The following is a 16,723-nucleotide window of genomic DNA, read 5'->3' as shown; positions in this document are numbered from 1 at the left end:
TCCCAACCTTGGTCGGAAAAGACCGCTTCGTAGCAAGGGTCACCACCATAATCTCCCTGACAAAACTCGAACAGTCGCCGGGGTCGTGGCGAAAACAATCAATTGTTAAGCTAAGAGACCGTATCGGGCAAGGATGAGTAAAATCAAGGGGATGCTCTCCAAAAGAACCATTAATCCCGCCAATTTCTCAGGTTTAATCATGGAAAATATCTCTCAATGGGTAGGCATTGACATTAGTAAAGCGACCCTAGATGTTTACCTTCGTCCCCTCAGTAAAGCGATGAAAGTTGCTAACACAAAGGAGGACATATCTAAACTGGTCGAAACCCTAAAATCCTACACTGTCAACCTCATCGTTCTGGAAGCAACAGGAGGTTTAGAAACTGAACTGGTGATTCAATTACAAGAAGCGGATTTACCTGTAGCCTTAATCAATCCCCGTCAAGGAAGAGACTTTGCTAAAGCCACTGGTAAATTAGCCAAAACCGATGCCATTGACGCTCAAATTTTAGCTCATTTTGGCGAAGCAATGCAACCGCAAATATTAGCGGTTGAGTCGGAAGAATCTCGTCAATTGGGCGACTTAATTAGTCGTCGCCGGCAACTTGTCGAGATGCGGACTGCCGAAAAAAACCGACGGGAACGCGCTCGCGGTAAAGCTTTGGTCGATATCGAAGCCCATCTTGAGTATCTCGATAACTGCCTCGAAAAACTCAATCAAGAAATTGAGGAATTGACCCAAGCTAACCAACAATGGCTCGAGAAAGTCAATTTACTCAAAACCGTGCCGGGGATTGGTCAAGTAATTTCTACTACTCTCGTCTCCGACTTACCAGAACTCGGTCAATTAACCGCCAAACAAATCTCTCGCTTAGTCGGTGTCGCACCGATTAATCATGATAGTGGTCAACATAAAGGTAAGCGAATGATTCAGGGAGGTCGCGCTCAGATTCGGGCGACTCTTTACATGGGAGCGGTGGTAGCTATGCGTCATAATCCGGTGATTAAAACCTTTTACGAACGCCTAGTCGGACGCGGTAAATCAAAAAAACTGGCTCTGACTGCTTGTGTGCGGAAAATCTTAGTTATTCTTAATGCAATGGTTCGCCAAAATCAGCCTTGGCAGCTTGCTGACAATTTACCACCTTGTTCCTAGAGATTCACACTTTTTGTTATCTCTGATCAAGGGTTGCGCTTGCTTTGGTTTAACCTGAGCGACTTAGTTTTTGCTGCGCTTTTTTCTGGCTTGAGATTTTAGGTTCGACAGCAACTCCTTGATTGTTTTTTGAGTTACCCCTTGACAATCAAGACAGTCGCTACGTCTATTTTATATTTAATTCCACCCACCTACTTATCAGTTATCAGGGATATCAGGAGAAAAAAGTGTTCGACAAAAGCTCACGCCGAAGTCTCGCCGAACGTCCGAAGTCTCACGCCGAAGTCTGGCGGCTGACGGCTAAAAAATCGCCTTCATCTATTTGACTAAATTTTACATCGGTAAACGCTGAATATCTCGGTTAGAACCAATTACCACCATGGCTAAATCCTTGTGTAATCTTTCTTGGGGATTGGGGTTAATCTTGAATTTTTCCGCATTACCGACAGCGACAATATTTAACCCATAACGATTACGAATTTCTAACTCTGCTAGGGTTTTACCGTGAAAAGCTTCTGGGACTTTTAACTCGACAATACTATGTTCGGGATCGAGATCAAATCGTTCTAAGATTGATGGTCTAGTTAAACGGTGTGCTAACTCACAACCGGCATCATATTCGGGAAAAACTACTAAATCTGCACCAACTTTTTTGAGTAATTTTCCATGGATTTCTGAGGAGGCTTTAGCGGCGACAAAATTAACCCCTGCTTCCTTACAATTGAGAGTAGTAATGATACTTTCTTCCACGTATTTACCAATAGCGACAATCACCGTATCGGTTTCAAAAATTCCCGCTTCTCGCAGAGCGTTAGGTTTGGTAGAATCAAGCTCGATCGCATTATCTACTATTCGATCGGATAACGCTTGTACTACTAATCCTTCGTCAATATCCGTCGCTACCACTTGATAACCTTGGTTGCGTAAGGTTTCACAGACGGCGCGCCCAAATCTGCCTAATCCGATGACGGCAAATTGACGATTTTGGGGACGCATACTACTGAAAAATTTAATTGATTGCATAATTTTAAGTTAAACTGTTACGCATTTAAAATGCTAGTGTCAATGAGTGCCAGTAACTGATAACTGATATTAATTATCCCACTAAAAGGTTTTCTTCGGGGTAGTTAATAACTGTTGGTTTTGGATCGCCGATAATAGCCGCTATTAGAAGTATAACTCCCACCCGTCCCAGATACATCATAAAAACAATAATTAACTTAGAAATCGGCGATAAAGCGGCAGTTATACCCATAGATAGGCCGACAGTTCCAAAGGCAGAAACTACCTCAAAAAACAGTTGAATCATTTGAAAATCTGTCTCCACAAATGAGATAGCTAGGGTGGAGATAATAATCGCTATAACCGAACCAAAAACCACCGCCATTGACTTTAAAATTAACGGCGTAGGAATGCGTCTTTGATAGAGAGTAACTTCTTCACGGCCTCTTAAAACCGAGCGGGTACAATTATATAAAATCCTAAAAGTTGTGGTCTTAATACCGCCCCCTGTACCGCTAGGACTGGCACCAATAAACATCAAAGCCATGGTAATTGATAAACCTTCTACGGAAATTTTACCAATATCAATGGTATTAAATCCTGCTGTTCTCGATGTTACCGATTGGAACCAAGCGGCCAGCAATTTATCTTTAATTGATAAATTAGCCAAAGTGTCACCATTTCCCTGTTCAGTAAATAAAAAAGCCAAGGTTCCTATCACTAATAAAAATATAGTTGTACTGATAGCAACTTTATAATTAAGGGAAAAAACAAATCCTTTTCTTTTATATCGAAAGCGGTGAATAGACCAAGTGTAAAACTCGATAATTACCTGATAACCGATACCTCCAAAAATGATCAATCCTGTGATAGATAAGTTAATAATAATTGAAGACTGATAGGACATTAAATTATCTTTAAACAAGCCAAAACCAGCATTATTCCAAGCACTAATACTATGGAATAAAGATAACCACACCGCATATCTAAAATCATACTTTTGGGCAAAGACAGTTAACATAATCAAGGTTGCTGTTAACTCAAAAACTAGAGTAGTAGCAATCACTGATTTCATTAAACTTTGACTACCTTGTAGAAAAGGTCGATCAAAGGATTCTTGAATCGCTAACTTCTGTCTCAGGTCAAATTTTCGCCCAACTAATAACATTAAAAAAGTGGTAGTGGTCATATAACCCAACCCCCCCACTTGCACTAATAAAGCAATAAATAATTGACCCCAAAAAGAAAAATAAGTACCCGTATCTACCACTGCTAAACCCGTGACACAGACAGCAGAAGTGGAGGTAAAGAGGGCAACAATTGGATCATTCCAAGTGCCGCTAGTGGTAGAAACAGGCAACATCAACAGGGAAGTTCCCGCTAAAATTACCGCCATAAATCCCAAGCAAATTGTCCGGGCAATCGTCATATAAATTCCTTAGTGAAAGTAGCTAAGAGAAGATTGTTTTTGGGCTAACACTTCTTGATAAACTAACTGTAAGCGATCGATATTTTTACTGAGAGTATAAGAGTCTAAAACTCTTTGACGGGCTTTTTGACCTAAAATTGTGGTTAATTCGGGATGATCTCGTAGGACAGGCAAGAGAGTTTTTAATTGGGTAATTAGTCCTTTAGTATCTAGAACTATTCCCGCACCTTTTAACACTTCCCCATCGGCACCCACATCCGTAGCCAGACAAGCAACACCGCAGGCCATCGCTTCTAAGAGGGAAATCGATAAACCTTCCACTAATGAGGGTAAAATAAAGCCGTCAACCCCGCGCAAAATTTCAATTCGTTTATTTTCATCGCCGATAAAACCTAACCAGATAATACCATCTTCTTCTCCATAAAAAGGTTTGAGGGAAGGAGTCAATGGACCATCGCCAACAATGAGCAGTTTGCATCTACTCCCTAAATTAGTTTTTTTCCAAGCTTTCAATAAAGATTCTACATTTTTCTCTGGCATGATCCGACCGAGATAAATAAATAAACAATCGGCATTATATTGAGCTTTAATATGCGATAGTCCTGGACAATACTTATTAACATCAACCCCATTGGGAATAATGGCTAATTTTTCTTCTGGGACTCCCAATTTAACTAAAAAATCCCGTTGAGAGGTGGAAAAAATAATTACCTTATCGTAATTAGCTAAAAAAGGGGCGTGTAGTTGGTAGGTTAATAATTGGGTACTGGAGATGAGATTGCGAATTTTACTATCAAAAGCCGGGTGAAAAGTCGCCACCAGAGGCAAATCTAAAGACTCACAAATTTCTGGTAGCAGAAAATCGAGGGGAGACAGGGGTAAGGACGCATGAACTAAATCGGGTTTCAGTTCCCTGAGTTTATCCTGTAGAACCCGACTCGATTTCAGGGTGGGAATAGTATAGACTTGGGAACTATAGAGACGTGGCAGGGTGATTTCGTCGTAAAAGTCGGGCCAATCGCTTACGGTGGGTTTTTCGGAGGAAAAATGCAGAAAACTGACTTGATAATCTCGATCGAGCAGGGAATTAGTCACTTCTCGCCCATAGGTAACGTTACCGCAAAAAGGAGATTTTTTTCCTAACCAGGCAATGTGCATTCAGATTCTCTTAAGAAAAAGTTAATTTAGTCAAATATCAGCTTACTAAATTAGCCGTAAAATTAAAAGCTAATAGAGTACCTAAGCAAAATTAATTATCCATCTAAGTCCCCAGCTAAAAATTGCCCTTTGCAAGAGTGCCTATTTGATAGTTAAAATTCTCGGCTTTTTACTGATTGGCCGAGGACTTGCGACGACGACAACGTTCTGAACAGTATTTGACCTCATGCCAACAGTTTTGCCACTTTTTGCGCCAAGTAAAGGATAAACCGCAAACGGGACAAATTTTACTGGGAAGATCGGACTTCGAGACCTGACGTGCCATGATTAAAATTAAAAAGTCAAAAACTGCGCCTTATCTATGAGTGTAGATGAAAATAATCAGAGTTCCCCACTCGATCGCCTGAGAATTATTTTGGTTGAACCGGCCGGAGCCTTAAATGTGGGTTCCACTGCCAGAATTATGCGGAATATGGGCTTAAGTCGCTTAATTATCGTCAATCCCGCCTGTGATATCCTTGCAGAAGAAGCGCGACGCATGGCAGTACACGGAATTGAAGTCCTAGAAAACTGTTCACGGGTAGCCACCCTTGGGGAAGCTTTGCAGGGTTGTCATCGCATCATTGCCACCACCTCGAAACCCCGTCACCTGAATACTCCCCTCGAAACACCCCGGACCGCCTTACCCTGGTTACTCACCCCTAACCTGGAATCGGCCTTAATTTTTGGTCCAGAAGACCGGGGTTTAAGTAACAGCGAACTGAACCACGCCCAGCGTTTTGTCGGTATTCCCGCTAATCCTCAATATTCCTCCCTCAATCTCGCCCAAGCGGTGGCGGTTTGCTCCTACGAACTGTACCAAATGGCGACGGAAAATAGGCTCGAACCCCCGTTAGAAATGCTCCCTAATGCCACTTTTGAGGCTCTAGAAGGCTATTATCAGCACTTAGAGAGCTTTTTGCTCAAAATTGGCTATCTTTACCCCCACACCGCCGCCGCTAGGATGGAGAAATTCCGGCAATTTTATCATCGGGCCCGGCCCACGGTGGAGGAATTAGCCCTGCTGCGGGGCATTATCGGTCATATTGAAAGTATCGGGCAACTTTTTCTCGGTCTTGATAGTCTCAAGGGCAAGAAAAAAAATTCTCCTAGCGATCGATAATAAATCTGGATACCCTTGAGGAAAACCGTGACTCGTCAAGTAACTCGTCGTCCTACTAAAGTCCAATCTGGCCCTGAGTCCCCTAGGTCCCTGGACTCAAACAATCAAAAAAGGTCTTTACCGGTTAAAAGGGCAAAAAAACAACGTAAACCTAACCTAATCGCTTCTTTTCTCCTTCAGGTTCTTCGCTTCTCTATCCTTGGTGTCGGTTTAGGTGCGATCGCTGGTACGGTTTTAACGGTGGTGGATCCGAGCAAATTACCCCTACACCCAAAACCCACCGCTACTAATTCCCCGACTCCTAAACCCGTCACCCCAAAACCGACCACGTTAGTTTTCAACGAAAATCTCAGCAGCCTTAACCAGAAATTACAGGCTTTAGTGGTAAAATATCCGAAATTACAGGCGGGAGCTTTATTTATTGACCTCGATAACGGTGCTTACGCTAATTTTCGCGGAGATACTATTTTTGCCGCCGCTAGTACGATTAAAATCCCCATTCTGGTGGCCTTTTTTGAGGATGTGGATGCGGGAAAAATTCGTCTCGATGAACCCCTTGTGGCCAGTAAGGATGTCATGGCCAGTGGATCCGGGGATATGCAGTATCTAGGAGTGAATAAAACCTATACTGCCCTAGAAACCGCCACTAAAATGAACGTAATTAGCGATAATACCGCTACTAATATGTTAATCAAGCGCATGGGCGGCAAAAAGGCTCTTAATCAGCGTTTTCAAGCTTGGGGTTTGACCAGTACGGTAATTAATAACCCTTTACCTGACTTGGAAGGAACCAATACCACAAGTCCGAGAGATTTGGTGACAATCTTAGGAAAAGTTAATCAAGGGGAATTGCTCAGTTTACGTTCCCGCGATCGTCTATTGAATATTATGCAGGAAACGCGCACCCGCACCCTGCTGCCGCAAGGTATCGAGAAAGCCGCCGATATTGCCCATAAAACCGGTGATATTGGCTCTATGTTAGGGGATGCGGGGATTATTGATATGCCCAACGGCAAACGCTATCTAGGAGCAGTGATGGTCAAACGTCCCCACAATGATAGTAACGCTAGGACTCTGATTCAACAAATATCACGCACGGCCTACCAACACTTTAAATGGTATCAATCTAAACCCGCAGCCAAACCGCAACCGGTCGCCCAGTCTTCTCCCTCTCCGAGTCCGGTCGTTAGTCCTAGTCCGGGTAATTAGCCCCTAGGTTAAATTATTTGCTAAAAGACGGGCTAATTGTTCGGCATTTGCCCGGGGGGAAAGACGAGGAAGGATTTTTTCCCCCGTGGCCAGTTTTTGACAGAGGACGGGGATTTCGTACTGATAAGCGTTAAACCAATCCTCTCGACTGGTAATGTCCCTAATTTCTAACTGCCAGTCCGGTTGACGGATTTTTTCTAGTTTCTCTAACAACCCTTCGCAAAGATGACAGTCCGGTTTACTGTATAAAATTAGTTCTATGGTAGTCATAAATATTTATGTTCATTACCTCCACGATTAGTCTCTCATCAACAATTCTACAAACTCCCACACCCACAACGACTTTAAATAATAATTTAGTTAATTCAGGTTCTCAAAATCTAGTCTATATCGGTGTGTTTCTTCTGGCAATTACCCTAGTCATGGTTATTGGTATTATCAATAAGAAAATTGAATACGCTCTCATTTTTGCCGCCACTCTCACTGTTATTTTAGTTGCTTTTTTCTGGTTTTTATAAGTCCTTCAACCAAGAGGATTGAGGGCAAACCCTCCTTAATAAAGATTAACGGCTCTCGTTGATTCACCTTCACCGAATTGTTAAGTAATTCGAGTTCAGACTTGACAAAAATCTCCCTAAGACCGAGCGGAAGATTAAGGAATGCATCCTATATTTGCAGAAATAAGTACCTAAGCAAAATTAATTACACATATCTAACCACCTCTTGCCTCCTGCTTTTTGCCTCTTGCCTATCTTCACTAGGAAATTAATTTTGCACGACTACTTACCGACAATCAGCAATTATCAGTGACTCTTAAATTGGTACAAAAATATGAACAATCGCGTGTAAGCATCTCACCGAAAAACTAATGCGCTCCGGGGTTTGGGTAGGGTCGTTTCATTCTCTCAAATGTCATTCTCTCAAATCCTTATCTGGCAACGTTTTTAGTCGATTTCTTGGAATAAATATCTGAAAATTTTTAAAAACGTCGTGCTTTGCTTGCCTCATAAGCGATTAAAGGTAGCAAAAAAAAGAATTAGATTCGGAGAATGAATCAGCCCTAGGGGTTTGGGGGGTAGAACCCCCCAAAAGCTTGGATTGAGTGATAAAACCGAAAGTAACGCCCGATTTTAGCAGAGAGTTTCCCCTTAAAAATCCCCACTTAGTAGATTTACAAAAATGAGATGTACCCCAAGCAAAACGATCGGACTTATAATATAATTGTATTGATTGTGGCTTGTGGCTAGAATCACCCCAAATTGACTCAATGGGTTTATAAACGATGACAACCCTAGATATTGCTACCGATATTGTCTGTCCTCCCACCGATTTATGGAGTGATGAACCACCCGTGGAAAGTGATCTGCATTTACAACAAATTATTTTATTATTATCTTGTCTTGATTGGCTCTGGCAAGATAGAAACGATTACTATGCCTCGGGCAATTTGACTATTTATTATAACGAAAGACAACTGAAACAGCGAGATTTTTGTGGATCAGATTTTTTCGTGGTTTTAGATACAGAGAAACGTCCCAGGAAAAGTTGGGTTGTCTGGGGAGAAGGGGGTAAATATCCCAATGTAATCATCGAAATTCTCTCCGATTCCACTGCTAATGTGGACAGAAAAGCCAAAAAGGAACTATATCAGCATACTTTCCGGACTCCTGAATATTTTTTGTTTGATCCCAATACTTTAGAATGGCAAGGATTCACTTTAATCGAGGGACAATACCAACCGATTACCCCCAATGAAAACGGTTATTTATGGAGTAAGCAACTAGGATTATATTTAGGGATTTTTGCCAATAAATTGCGCTATTTCACCGAATCGGGTGAATTGGTTCCCACCCCTCAAGAGTCGGCCCGACAGGAAAGATTAGCCAAAGAACGGGAAAGATTAGCCAAAGAACAGGAAAGATTAGCCAAAGAAAGAGAACAACAACGGGCGGAAAAATTAGCCCAAAAGCTGCGAGAATTGGGCATTAATCCCGATGAAATTGCTTAAATATCCAGTTGGGGGTGTTAGGGCAGAAACCATGGCGCAATTTTTTCTTAATTGCTAGGCATTAACACGAGGAATCCGAAGGTTAGCCCTATTCTTCCCTAGAAATCATGGCAAAATCTGCTTAACCCCCACTGATGTTATAATAATGACCAAGGGCAACAATCTTCAAATATAATTAATGCCATGGTGCAAAAAATAGCTTTTTTTAATCATAAAGGTGGAGTCAGCAAAACTACAACCACTTTTAACCTTGGTTGGATGCTTGCTGAGAAGGGCAAAAGAGTAATTATTGTCGATACCGATCCCCAATGCAACTTAACTGGTATGGCTTTGGCTAAAGAAAGTGAAGATAGGGAGGAAAGACTACAAGCAATCTACAATACTTACTCTAATATTAAAACAGCTTTAGCACCTGCTTTTGAGTCTCAACCGAGATTAATTGAAGCTGTGGACTGTATTCCTATTGATGGTCGTGATCGTTTATTTCTATTGCCCGGTCATGTGGGGTTAGCTGAATATGAAGTTACCCTAGGTATTGCTCAAGAACTTAGTGGGTCAATTCAGGCTTTAAAAAATCTCCCCGGTGCGATTACATATTTATTAGACAAAACTGCCGAAAGATTTCAAGCTGACTATATTTTAATCGATATGAGTCCCAGTTTGGGGTCAATCAATCAAAATATACTGATGACCAGCAACTTTTTTATTGTGCCAACCACAGCGGATTTTTTCTCGGTTATGGCTATCGATTCTTTAACTAAAATCTTGCCTAAGTGGCACCAATGGGCTAAGGCAGCTAGTGCTTTACCAATTCTCAAAACCGCCAACTATCCCTTCCCCGAAGTTAACCTACATTTTTTGGGAACTATTGTTCAGAACTATCGAATTATTCGTGGAAAAGAAACAAAAGCCTTTGAAAACTGGATTAACGAAATCGAGGAAAATATTGGCAATAAAATGATTACAGCCCTAGGAAAAAATGGCATGATGCTACCGAAATTTATCTACGATCAGAATGGTGTATCAGACTGCTGCACTCTAGTAAAAATTCCTAATTTTAATAGTCTTATTGCCTTATCTCAAGAGCATCAAACGCCCGTTTTTGCACTAACTGCTGAACAATTGAAATCAGCTAAGTCGCAGGGTACAGTGTTAGATCAAGCCCAAGAAAAACAACAAAAATTTAAAGATATTTTTTCTGACTTAGCAGACAAAGTTATCGGTCTTACCTCCGAGATTTATGCAGATAGCCATTGAACAATTTCGCCTTAGTCTTGCCCGCGTTCGTGACTTGAACGCCATCCACAATTCCCTCAAATCTCAGACTACTTCGGCCCTAGATGTATCGGATATCCTCAGAGCGGCTTTAGTCCTGACTGTGAGCGCTTTAGATTATTATATTCACGAAGTGGTTACTCTAGGAATGCTAGAAATTTATCGAGGCCAACGTTCAGAACCTTCTCCCACTCCTAACAGTTCTCAATCTGCCTTTTCTCGTTTTAAAGTCTCCTTGAATGGCGCACGACAAGAACGATTGATAGCTATTAGTATTGGCTCTTGGTTAGAGAACGAAATTCAACAAAACTACGGTTCTTTTTTTGGTCAAGAATCTCGCTCAATTTCCGAGGTACTACCAATGATTGAAAATCTTCTCACCAACAAACTTAATAGTAATCATTGGCTAGAAGCTGAAATTAGAGAAAAACTCAGCTATGAAAGCTATCAACAACCGGACAAGATAGCGGAGGCCATTAGACTAATTTCAGCCAAGAAATTGTGGGAAGAAGTGGCCAGCAAACTAAATAAACCAGCCAAAGATATTAAAAGCCAACTTAGCGCAATTGTTGATCGAAGGAATAAAATCGCCCATGAAGCTGATATAGACCCGAGTTATGGCATTGGCAATCGCTGGAATATTGATGAAAATATGGTTAATGATGCCGTTACCTTTATAGAACAGCTTGTTGAAAATATCCATCAGGTACTTGAGGACATCCACTAGCCGAGAATTTCCCCGGCAGTCTAGTTATAAATACTTATAATTTCTCAGGGAATTATAACAATTATTAAATAATGTGTAGTTTTGTATACTGATGTCAGGAACTTAGATACAATATCAAGTGGCGTAAGATATATAGAGATTAGCTAGTGAGTCGGCATCAAGACAGTCAAACTGACCGGAAACGAGAAGAAACACAGTTCACTCCTTACAGTGCAGAAGCGATCGCTCAACAATACCGTTATAAACCTTGGCAATTGTTCGGTCGCGCTTTCGTGATTATTTGGTCTTTAGGATTATTTCTCCTCAGTCTCCTCTGGGACAAATGGACAAAGCAAGAAGAAGCCAATAAATACCGGCGTGCCAGCGAACTTAGGCAAATTCTCACCCGTTTGGGTCCCACCTTCATCAAAGTCGGTCAAGCTCTCTCTACCCGTCCCGACCTCGTTCGCAAAGACTTTTTAGACGAATTAGTTAAACTGCAAGACCAACTTCCCCCCTTCGATAACCACATCGCTTTTGCCCTTATCGAGACAGAATTGGGGATGCCTGTAGAAAAAGCCTATCGGGAAATATCCCCCACCCCTGTGGCTGCCGCTAGTTTAGGCCAGGTTTACAAAGCGATACTCCCCACCGGTGAAGAAGTAGCCGTTAAAGTGCAACGGCCCGGGCTGCGGGCGCTTTTAAGCCTCGATTTATATCTAATGCGCTGGGCCGCCCAAAAATTCGGCCGTTTATTACCCCTCAATCTCGGCCACGACCTCACCCTGATTGTCGATGAATTCGGCACCAAACTCTTTGAGGAAATCGACTATCAAAACGAAGGTCGCAACGCCGAAAAATTCGCCACCAACTTCCAAAATAACCCCGAAGTTAAAGTTCCCAGTATCTACTGGCGTTATAGTGGTCGCCGCGTCCTCACCCTGGAATGGATTGATGGCTATAAACTCACCGATACCGAGAACATCAAAGCTTTAGGATTAGACCCCAATAATATCGTTAAAATCGGCGTCACCTCCGGATTACAGCAACTCCTCGAACACGGCTTTTTCCATGCTGATCCCCATCCGGGTAATCTTTTCGCCACCTTTGATGGTCGCATGGCCTATATCGATTTTGGCATGATGGACCAGTTAGAGGAGGAAACTAAAGAAACCCTCGCCAGTTGCGTCGTCGATTTAATTAACAAAGACTACGAAAACCTAGCCAGCAACTTTGTCAAACTGGGATTTTTAACCCCAGAAACCGATATAAAACCTATTATTCCAGCGCTAGAACGAGTTTTAGGCAATGCCATCGGTCAAAGGGTCGGTGACTTCAATTTCCGCACCATTACCGATGATTTCTCCGAATTGATGTACGAGTATCCCTTCCGGATTCCCGCCAAATTCGCCCTGATTATTCGTTCCCTCGTCACCCAAGAAGGGGCAGCCCTCACCCTCGATCCTAACTTCAAAATCGTCCAAGTGGCCTATCCCTACGTTGCTAAACGTCTCCTGACCGGGGAATCACCGCAACTGCGCCGGCGTTTACTGGATGTGCTGTTCAAAGACGGTAAATTCCAGTGGCAACGCCTAGAAAACATGATTACAATGGCTCGATCGGAAAGTAACTTCGATTTACTGCCCACAGCGCAATTAGGCATCACTTTTCTTCTCTCGGAAGAAGGTCGTTATCTGCGTCGTCAATTGCTATTAGCTTTAACGGAAGATGACCGTCTCCATACCGCCGAAGTACAACGTCTCTGGGGTTTAATTCAAGGAGAATTGCAACCGCGGCGACTCTTGGATGTGGCCATGAGCGCTTTTCGGGAATTATCCTCCCAAGGTGTGGCCGCTGTCCTTCCGCGAGAAACCAGTTCGCGTTAAAGTGTTTAAGGTCATCATCGGTTAATCACTTTTTCTATGGATTATTATTTTCTGCCCCAACCGCCCTATTTTCTAGTTTTTGCCGGTTTATTTATCGGTATTACCTGCGGGGCCGCTTTTGAAGCTAGTCTCAAGCAAGTGGTTAACAATTGGTATAAAAATAAGGGTTCAGACGATCAAAATCTTTTAAAATCTAGTTCCTTACAAATTCCTTTTATCGGTATTTGTGTAGGAATCTGTCTTTTCCTGGCCTCGGGATTAGATATATTTATTCTCAATGGTTGGGTTGCCTACGCTATCTCTCTCCCGATGACTATCTTTATCGGTGGTTTGGTTTGGAGTCAGTTAGGGGAATTGTTAGGCCAATTACAGCGCGGCGGTTCTAAAGAAATTGACCTCGATTATCGGGGATAATTACGAGGCAGCAAACATTTAGGACTAAGATCATAGGTGTTAGCAGATAGGAAAGATCAACTCCCCCACAACTAACACCAAAACCCTAGTTATACCCAATTTCCCAGCTATTTTGGCCCGCGATTTTAGATGCAAAAACCTTTAGCATGGCATTGGCGATCGCTTCCTCTGCATCAGCGCACTGGTTCCGAGGTTTTTGCCTGCTTATTCTCCCAAGATGCGATCGCTACTTTACTAGAAAGTCCCTATCCGGGTAATTCCCTCTCCCGTTACTCTCTTTGTGCTGGTTCCCCGCGTCAGCTTTGGACCCCCGCACTGGGCGAAATTTTGCCCTTTTTAAGCAGTTTACTCCCCCAACCCCGATGTGATCATCTTCCCGATCATCTTCCCTTCCATGGTGGTTGGTTGGGGTGGTTAGGCTACGATTTAGCTTGGGAAATAGAAAAATTACCCGACAGGAAAGCTGATAGTCTCCCTTTTCCCGTCGCTTATTGGTATGAACCGGATAGTTTTGCCATTCTCGATCACCAAGCACAAATTCTCTGGTTAGCTGCCACTAAACCTGAAGATTTAGATAAATACGAACAATCTTTAACCACTAACCCCGATTTTGAGTTTATCGATCCCCATCCCTCTCCCTTAATCTTTTATACTTCTCAACTCGACTACGAAAAAGCTGTTAAAAAAGCCTTAGATTATATCAGAAAAGGTGATATTTTTCAAGCAAATTTATCCCTAAGATTTCAAAGCACAACTAAGGCAAAAGGATGGCAAATTTATCGCAGTTTACAACAGATTAACCCTTCTCCTTTTGCCAGTTATTGGCGCACCCCTTGGGGAGAAATGATTAGTTGTTCTCCCGAAAGATTGGTGAAATTAGAAAGAGGAATAGCCAGCACTAGACCGATCGCTGGAACTCGTCCCCGGGGTAAAACCGAGGCACTCGATCGACAATTGGCCGAGGAACTATTAACTAATAAAAAAGAACGGGCCGAGCATATTATGCTAGTGGATCTAGAACGTAATGATCTGGGTAGAGTTTGTGAATGGGGATCGGTTCATGTGGATGAATTACTGACGATCGAGCGTTATAGTCATGTTATGCACTTGGTCAGTAATGTTCAAGGAAAATTAGATAAAAAGTATCATGCTATTGATTTAATTAAAGCTCTTTTCCCGGGGGGAACAATTACCGGTTGTCCGAAAGTTCGTTGTCTAGAAATTATCGAAGAATTGGAACCGGTGCGACGCAATTTATTCTATGGTTCCTGTGGCTATATTGACCTACGGGGTCATTTAGATTTGAATATTCTCATCCGTACCCTATTAATGACTGCTCAAGGGAATTTAAACACCGTTTGGGGACAAGTGGGAGCGGGAATAGTTGCCGATAGCGATCCCGAAAAAGAATGGTTAGAATCCCTTCATAAAGCTGAGGCACAATTAATCGCTTTACGTTCTTTTTAATTGTTGATTTCAACAAACTAACCTATTGTTGCATCTAAAACCGCTCTTTTTACTTTTTACCTTATCTGCTATTTTGTAGGATAGCTTCCGATCTTGAACCCTATTCATGAATCAAATTTCTATCGCTGTTACTTTTTTTCTTAGTTTAGTCTTGATCTCGCTTCCCTTTTTACTTTTCGGGACGGCCGTTTCCAGTTTTTTGCTGGTTTTCGTCAATAAACAGCGATTAGCGGCGATATTTCCCCGTAATCGACTGTTAGGAGCGATCGTTGGCAGTACAATCGGATTAATCTTACCCGTCGGACAATACGGCACGATTCCCGTCGCTAGAAGATTTTTATTAGAGGGAGTACCCCCAGGGGTGGTGTTTAGCTTTCTCACCGCTGCACCTACCCTAAATATCGTCACTCTTTGGCTAACTTGGCAGACTTTCACCTATTCTAGTATTTTCTTCTATCGATCGCTTTCGGTCTGGTTAATGGCAATTGTTATCGGCACTCTCTTTAGTTTCTATCGGGAAAAACCCCGCACCGATAGCGAAATTCCCCTAGAATCGAGTTTAGTTCTTTCTGGTAGTTTTTTACCGGAGGAAGCAGCCAGTCAACCCCTACAAAGAGTCGGCAGTCTTGTTTATGAGTATAAAACTAGAGATAGGCAAGCTTGGCCAATTTCTGTGCAGTTATTTCTCGATAACTTTATCGATGAAGCGCTGGAATTAGGGGGATTATTAATTATTGGCTGTGCCATCGCTAGTATCTTTCAGTTATTATTACCTCAGAGTCAATTAATTGCCTGGGGGGATACTCCCGTTACTCAAATTCTCGTGCAGTTGTTCTTTGGTTTCACCCTCGCTGTTAATGCCAGTCTTAGCACTTTTGTCCCCGGTTCTTTAATTACTAATCTGTCCGTGGGTTCCACTCTAGCTTTTTTACTGGTCGCTTCCCTCATTGATATTAAAGCTTTTATCCTCCTCCTATCAGCTTTCCGTCCTAAAATCGTCCTTTATTTCGGAATTTTATGCCTGTTAATGACTTTTTTAGTGGCTCTGATCCTCAGTTTTTATCTAGGTTGAATTCCTTCCGGGTCAAAAAAATTTTCTCTTGACAAAAGCCCCTTGACATGATATTATGTTCATAATGGAAAATCCGTGCGCCTACAAGCCCTATTTTCCCAAGCATTTAAACTCTAACTCATCCTGATTCTGCTTGCCAGAGTTGCGACAACATAGTTTTATAGTTCTCACTCCACCCACCTACTTAGAGGTTCAATAAGCATCTTTTCGATGAATACTACTCAATATGATAATCAGCATTTCTTGATCTTGAATTTTGTAAATGATGCGATAATCTCCTATTCTAATTCGGTAGGTTTCATCATATCCTTTGAGTTTCTTGACTCCGCTAGGACGAGGTGTATCGGTAAGTAGTCTAATGGCAGTAATTAAGCGTTCGCGTTGTTGTTTGGGTAAGTTGTTTAGTTGTTTTTGAACTGGTTTCGGAATAATAACTCTGTAGTTCACGCTTGAGTTGTCTCATATTCTTCGAGGGTTAGATAGTCTCCTGCTTGATAAGCTGATTCAGAAGCGATTATGTTAGCTTGCTCTTCTTCTGTAATTTCTATTGCAGTATGTCGTTCTTTGATAAAGAGCAAAAAGTCAAGTAATTCAGTCAAAAGGGTGTCAGGTGTCTGCTCGATTTCTTTAATTAGTTGTTCTTTGAGTGTCATAGCTTTATCAGTCATCAGTTATCAGTTATCAGTTATCAGTGATTAATTCAATCATAGTTGATGATTGGTGGTGCGTTACGACGGATTGTTAGCTTGAAGTTAAAGCGGAAATTTTTGCCGTCTAAC

Annotated in this window: 19 protein-coding genes; 11 read left to right on the top strand and 8 right to left on the bottom strand. The window is 42.1% G+C overall.

What is annotated here, in order from left to right; all coding sequences use genetic code 11:
* Window positions 1–199 precede the first annotated feature (199 nt).
* Window positions 200–1,156: an IS110 family transposase gene (locus B5D77_RS26595; RefSeq protein WP_216362947.1), complete on the top strand. Its 957-nt coding sequence runs from the start codon at window positions 200–202 to the stop codon at window positions 1,154–1,156.
* A 333-nt stretch (window positions 1,157–1,489) separates the two neighbouring features.
* On the opposite strand, the gene B5D77_RS10395 is transcribed toward B5D77_RS26595, so the two are convergent.
* The 4 genes from B5D77_RS10395 to B5D77_RS10380 all read right to left on the bottom strand — a co-directional run bounded on the left by B5D77_RS10395 (window position 1,490) and on the right by B5D77_RS10380 (window position 5,070).
* Window positions 1,490–2,179 (bottom strand): TrkA family potassium uptake protein, encoded by a 690-nt coding sequence (locus tag B5D77_RS10395; protein WP_008204462.1) that lies wholly within the window; start codon window positions 2,177–2,179, stop codon window positions 1,490–1,492.
* Between the two features lie 73 nt (window positions 2,180–2,252).
* Window positions 2,253–3,587: a TrkH family potassium uptake protein gene (locus tag B5D77_RS10390; RefSeq protein WP_008204464.1), complete on the bottom strand. Its 1,335-nt coding sequence runs from the start codon at window positions 3,585–3,587 to the stop codon at window positions 2,253–2,255.
* Window positions 3,588–3,596: 9 nt separating this feature from the next.
* Complete coding sequence (locus tag B5D77_RS10385; protein ID WP_008204467.1) at window positions 3,597–4,745, bottom strand: glycosyltransferase family 4 protein; 1,149 nt, start codon at window positions 4,743–4,745, stop codon at window positions 3,597–3,599.
* 169 nt (window positions 4,746–4,914) lie between these two features.
* Window positions 4,915–5,070, bottom strand: coding sequence for a DUF2256 domain-containing protein (locus B5D77_RS10380; RefSeq protein WP_002801262.1), 156 nt, complete (start codon window positions 5,068–5,070; stop codon window positions 4,915–4,917).
* Between the two features lie 36 nt (window positions 5,071–5,106).
* Here B5D77_RS10380 and B5D77_RS10375 point away from each other — a divergent pair, with 36 nt between their 5' ends.
* Both B5D77_RS10375 and B5D77_RS10370 read left to right on the top strand, forming a co-directional pair.
* Window positions 5,107–5,907 (top strand): RNA methyltransferase, encoded by an 801-nt coding sequence (locus B5D77_RS10375; protein ID WP_106908786.1) that lies wholly within the window; start codon window positions 5,107–5,109, stop codon window positions 5,905–5,907.
* A 27-nt stretch (window positions 5,908–5,934) separates the two neighbouring features.
* Entirely contained in the window at window positions 5,935–7,116 is a 1,182-nt protein-coding gene (locus B5D77_RS10370) for a serine hydrolase (RefSeq protein WP_008204471.1), read from the top strand.
* Window positions 7,117–7,119: 3 nt separating this feature from the next.
* Here the strand turns inward: B5D77_RS10370 and B5D77_RS10365 are convergent, their stop codons facing one another.
* Entirely contained in the window at window positions 7,120–7,386 is a 267-nt protein-coding gene (locus B5D77_RS10365; protein WP_008204472.1) for a glutaredoxin family protein, read from the bottom strand.
* A gap of 8 nt (window positions 7,387–7,394) precedes the next feature.
* Here B5D77_RS10365 and B5D77_RS10360 point away from each other — a divergent pair, with 8 nt between their 5' ends.
* Window positions 7,395–7,634: a hypothetical protein gene (locus B5D77_RS10360; RefSeq protein ID WP_106908785.1), complete on the top strand. Its 240-nt coding sequence runs from the start codon at window positions 7,395–7,397 to the stop codon at window positions 7,632–7,634.
* Between the two features lie 496 nt (window positions 7,635–8,130).
* Here B5D77_RS10360 and B5D77_RS28055 read toward each other — a convergent pair whose 3' ends face one another.
* The gene (locus B5D77_RS28055; RefSeq protein ID WP_371515165.1) at window positions 8,131–8,343 is read right to left on the bottom strand and encodes a hypothetical protein; all 213 of its coding nucleotides are present in this window, start codon (window positions 8,341–8,343) and stop codon (window positions 8,131–8,133) included.
* Window positions 8,344–8,398: 55 nt separating this feature from the next.
* On the opposite strand from B5D77_RS28055, the gene B5D77_RS10355 reads away from it, so the two are divergent.
* From B5D77_RS10355 to B5D77_RS10325, 7 genes are all read left to right on the top strand, one after another.
* The gene (locus B5D77_RS10355; protein WP_008204476.1) at window positions 8,399–9,124 is read left to right on the top strand and encodes a Uma2 family endonuclease; all 726 of its coding nucleotides are present in this window, start codon (window positions 8,399–8,401) and stop codon (window positions 9,122–9,124) included.
* Window positions 9,125–9,307: 183 nt separating this feature from the next.
* Window positions 9,308–10,381: a ParA family protein gene (locus B5D77_RS10350; RefSeq protein ID WP_106908784.1), complete on the top strand. Its 1,074-nt coding sequence runs from the start codon at window positions 9,308–9,310 to the stop codon at window positions 10,379–10,381.
* On the top strand, window positions 10,365–11,126 hold the full coding sequence (locus B5D77_RS10345) for a HEPN domain-containing protein (protein ID WP_106908783.1): 762 nt from the start codon (window positions 10,365–10,367) through the stop codon (window positions 11,124–11,126). Before B5D77_RS10350 ends, B5D77_RS10345 begins: the two co-directional genes overlap by 17 nt.
* 146 nt (window positions 11,127–11,272) lie before the next feature.
* Entirely contained in the window at window positions 11,273–12,991 is a 1,719-nt protein-coding gene (locus tag B5D77_RS10340; RefSeq protein WP_008204478.1) for an AarF/ABC1/UbiB kinase family protein, read from the top strand.
* Between the two features lie 36 nt (window positions 12,992–13,027).
* Complete coding sequence (locus tag B5D77_RS10335) at window positions 13,028–13,405, top strand: hypothetical protein (protein ID WP_002734118.1); 378 nt, start codon at window positions 13,028–13,030, stop codon at window positions 13,403–13,405.
* A 129-nt stretch (window positions 13,406–13,534) separates the two neighbouring features.
* Window positions 13,535–14,872 (top strand): anthranilate synthase component I, encoded by a 1,338-nt coding sequence (locus B5D77_RS10330; RefSeq protein ID WP_106908782.1) that lies wholly within the window; start codon window positions 13,535–13,537, stop codon window positions 14,870–14,872.
* A gap of 106 nt (window positions 14,873–14,978) precedes the next feature.
* Window positions 14,979–15,944 (top strand): permease, encoded by a 966-nt coding sequence (locus tag B5D77_RS10325; RefSeq protein WP_106908781.1) that lies wholly within the window; start codon window positions 14,979–14,981, stop codon window positions 15,942–15,944.
* Window positions 15,945–16,136: 192 nt separating this feature from the next.
* Here the strand turns inward: B5D77_RS10325 and B5D77_RS10320 are convergent, their stop codons facing one another.
* The gene (locus B5D77_RS10320) at window positions 16,137–16,391 is read right to left on the bottom strand and encodes a type II toxin-antitoxin system RelE/ParE family toxin (protein WP_002746390.1); all 255 of its coding nucleotides are present in this window, start codon (window positions 16,389–16,391) and stop codon (window positions 16,137–16,139) included.
* Complete coding sequence (locus B5D77_RS10315; RefSeq protein ID WP_002798302.1) at window positions 16,388–16,597, bottom strand: hypothetical protein; 210 nt, start codon at window positions 16,595–16,597, stop codon at window positions 16,388–16,390. Before B5D77_RS10315 ends, B5D77_RS10320 begins: the two co-directional genes overlap by 4 nt.
* Window positions 16,598–16,723: the final 126 nt, after the last annotated feature.

This window comes from Microcystis sp. MC19 (assembly GCF_003019735.1).
In the GTDB taxonomy this organism is placed as follows: Bacteria; Cyanobacteriota; Cyanobacteriia; order Cyanobacteriales; family Microcystaceae; genus Microcystis.
Note: the sequence above shows the minus strand (reverse complement) of the source record. Positions and strands in the feature narration are given on the sequence as shown.